Source organism: Sphaerospermopsis sp. FACHB-1194 (assembly GCF_014696235.1).
GTDB classification, from domain to species: Bacteria; Cyanobacteriota; Cyanobacteriia; order Cyanobacteriales; family Nostocaceae; genus Sphaerospermopsis; species Sphaerospermopsis kisseleviana.
The window spans coordinates 1-3946 of record NZ_JACJPU010000100.1; the positions used below are offsets into that span (position 1 = coordinate 1).

General features: G+C 37.9%; 1 protein-coding gene. It reads right to left on the reverse strand.

What is annotated here, in order from left to right:
* Positions 1-191: 191 nt before the first annotated feature.
* A complete protein-coding gene (locus H6F45_RS25995) occupies positions 192-3677 on the reverse strand; it encodes a PAS domain S-box protein (protein WP_190348799.1) in 3486 nt (1161 codons plus the stop codon).
* Positions 3678-3946: the final 269 nt, after the last annotated feature.

The following is a 3946-nucleotide window of genomic DNA, read 5'->3' on the forward strand; positions in this document are numbered from 1 at the left end:
TTGAAATCCCAAAAAATGCACACTTTTTCCGGTATACCCTTCAAAACCCTTGCACTAATTTCTGTGTTTATCAGCCTCTAACCTTTGATATATCAAGGTTTTAGGTTTATTCAGCAAACCCTATATAGGAGAAAAATAATTGATAATTGATAATTGATAATTGTCAATTCTCCATTGTCAATTGTCAATTGTCAATTACCCATTACCTGATTTAAACTCTGTAATAAATCATTGGCTGTATAGGGTTTTAATAAAACTGCTTGAACTTTTGTTTCTCCTGATTCTGGCAATAACTCTATTGTACCCAGTCCACTACAAGCAATCACTTGTACATCTGGGTTCATTTTTTGCATAGTGCGAATGGCAGTGACACCATCCATTTCTGGCATCATCATATCCATTAAAACTACACTAATTTCCTGTTTGTATTGGGCATAAAGAGCGATCGCTTCAATGCCATTACTAGCAGTCAAGGTCTGGTAATTGTTATTTTCCAGGATCATTGTAGCCACATCAAGTATTTGAGGTTCATCATCAACTATCAAAATCAATTCTCCGTTTCCCGGTTTAATGTCTAATTGCTCTAAACTAGGAACTTGAGGGGATTCTGCTGATGGCAAGAAGACTTTAAATGTACTGCCTTTACCAACTTGGCTGGAAACTGTCACAAAACCATTATGACTTTTAATAATTCCTAACGCTGTTGACAAACCCAATCCTGTTCCAGTACCAACTTCTTTAGTGGTAAAAAATGGCTCAAAAATGTTCTCTACTATTTTTGGGGACATACCTAACCCTGTATCCGTGACAGTAATCACAATATAATGTCCAACTTTCGATTCAAGATTCATCTTTGCATAAGCTTCATCAATAAACATATTTTCCCCAGCAATTGTTAGCATTCCACCTGCTGGCATGGCATCATGGGCATTAACTACCAGGTTCATTAATACCTGATGTAGTTGTGTAGTATCTCCAGCAACAGTCCAAAGATTTTCAGGGATTTGAGTGCTAAATTCAATGGATTTGGGGAATGTCTGTTTAGCAATTTGGATAATTTCTGTAATCAGGTGTTTAACTTGTACTATTGTTTTTTCTCCTTTTAAACCTCGCGCAAAGGATAAAACTTGTCTGACTAAAGCTGAACCTCGTTGAGCATTATTTTCAATAATATCAAGCATTTGGGGATGGCGTTCTTGATTTTTGGCAAGTTTGCCTTTAAGTAATTGGGTGGCGATTAAAATAGGTGTCAAGATATTATTTAAATCGTGGGCAATACCACCAGCTAAAGTACCAATGCTTTCTAATCTTTGAGTACGGAAAAACTGCTCTTCTAGTTTTTTTCTTTCTGTAATATCAGTATCTACAACTAAGATGGATTTTGGTTGTCCATCAGCATCAAACATCAGTGTCCAACGACTTTCTACAATAATTTCCTGGCCAGATTTGGTTTTTTTACGTAACTCACCTTGCCAATTTCCTAACTTGACTACTGTTTTCAGAGCGTTTGCTTCTTTTTGTAGTGCAGTTTTAGGGCAGAAAATATCCTGAAGGTTTTTACCGACAGCTTCATCCTTAGCCCAACCGTATATCCTTTCTGCTCCCCGACTCCAAAATATGATTTTTGTGTCAAAATCTCGCACAAAAATAGCATCAGTAGCGATATCTAATAAAGCAGCTTGATCCGAAATTTGCTGTTCTTTTTGCTTGCGCTCAGATATATCTCTAGTTGTACCAATTACCCGTATTGGCTGACTTTGTTTGTTATAGTAGACTTTTCCTCTGGTGCTTAACCAGTGTAGGCTACCGTCAGGCCAAACAGCCCGATATTCAACACTAAACTCGGTTTTTTGCTCCATGGCAAGATTCAGTGCTTGAGTAAAAACCTGAGTATCTTCAGGATGAATTAAATCTAAGAAATCTGAACAAGTTGGTGGACACAAACTACCATTGGGCAATCCGTACAGTAGACCTATATGAGCAGACCATATATAGGTATTGGTGGTCACGTTCCAATCCCATATTCCCATTTTGACCGCTTCGAGGGCTAAAGTTAGTCGCTCTTCACTTTCTCGCAAAGTTTGGTCAGCCAGTTGACGCTCGGTAATGTCTTCACCAATACTACCATAGTATTCCACTTGCCCTTGTTCATTCTTGATCGCAAAGCGTCTGGACAACAGCCAGCGTATTGATCCATCAGAATGGATAATACGATATTCTGAACTAGCATTTCCACCTTGTTGATGATACACCTCCACTTCTGCCATCAAGCGGTCAAGGTCTTCTGGATGAATTGCTTCTATCCAAGATAGAGGATTTTCCCGCAGACTTTGGCAGGAACGACCCCAAATTTTCTCATAAGCCGGGTTAATATAATAGACGTTACTGCAATCTTGCCTACCAATCCATATATATGAGTCCATGTTTTCAGTAAATTGCCGAAATATCTCCTCACTCTTTTGCAGGGCGGATTCTGTTTCCTTGCGCTCTTTCATTTCTTGCTGCAAAGCTTGATTAGCAATTACTAATTCTCTTGTCCGTTCTGCTACTCGTTTTTCTAACTCTTCAGTATCTTTAATGAGTGCTGTCTCAGCTTGTTTGCGTTCACTAATATTGCTCAATAACCACATCCAGCCACTCTGTTGATTTTGAGGATTGTACATTGGAGCTACTTTCACACTAGCAGGAAATGGCTTTCCTTCTCGTGGTTGGATACTAATTTCCCATTCTGGAAATTGTTCTAAATCTGTTAGTTGGGATATAAATGTATGACGTTCTTCTTGAGTAATAAAAATTGTTAGGGGCTTACCTACTAGATATTTGGAGTCTACAGATAGTAAGGTTGATGCTGCATGATTGGCTTCTTGAATAATGCCTAATTTATCGGTTACTAAATAACCATAAGGTGTCAACTCAAACAAATTTTGGTAGCGTCGGCGTTCTAATTCTACAATCTCACGAGCAACAACGAGTTGTTCGTTTTGTTGGCGTAGTTCTTCTTCAACAATTTGCAGTTCTTCTAGAGTTTGCTGAAGTTCTTCGTTAATTTTTATCTCGTTGGCAATTTTTTCTGCTACCAATCTGTGTATAATATTTTGAGTCTTACAGCATACTTCCTCTATTGTATGATGATGATATTGACATTTATTGGATGTATGTGTGGACTGTTCTGATTCTTGGAAATATTGCTGTAAACTCTCAACTACACCAACTATTTGCACTAAATTTAATTCTGCTAACAAGTCACATTCTCTGACTACTCCTACCAGTTCTTCCCCATCATCCACAATGGGCAAATGATGGATTCCATGTTGCTGCAAGATTGACAAAACTGTGGTAATATCTTGCAAATGTGATTCTCTTAGTGTGATAACTTCCTTTGTCATCACTTCAGTTATTTTTGTATTCCATAAATCCCAGTTAAGAGCTTTCAAACGTAGTACATCTCTCAGGGTAAATATGCCTAATAAATGCTTTTCTTCTACCACTAAAACATAGCTTCTACTTTTGCTTTTTGGTAATGATTCTGGGGCGTTGACTATTTTTGGGCTGTTACTTTGTTCTTGAATCAAGACAATAGCATCCATTACAGGGCTGTCAGGGCTAATCCTCAAGGGACAACGATCAATAATTTGATGTACACTCTTTGAAGTAAACAGCTGATCGTTTAATTGCATATAGTATATAATTTGAAATATCTTAATGGGCGCTGGTTATATCGTGTCCGTGTTCAGAGTTTTCATTAAGAAAGTAGGATTGCAGGGTCCAGAAAAAAAGATAATTTTCCTATTTTTGCACAAATCGCGTGATCATTACCAACTGCTATATAAAACCTAGACAAAACTAGACTTTACTTTCTACTTCAACGGGAGCATGGGAGCAGTTATCCCTCAGTAGACTTTCACGCCTTAGCCAGACGCGATAAATTAATTGCAGCGTTTAGATC

Coding starts and splice junctions, on each gene's coding strand:
- H6F45_RS25995 (WP_190348799.1), bottom strand. CDS start 3,677: ATGCAATTAAACGATCAGCTGTTTACTTCAAAGAGTGTACATCAAATT.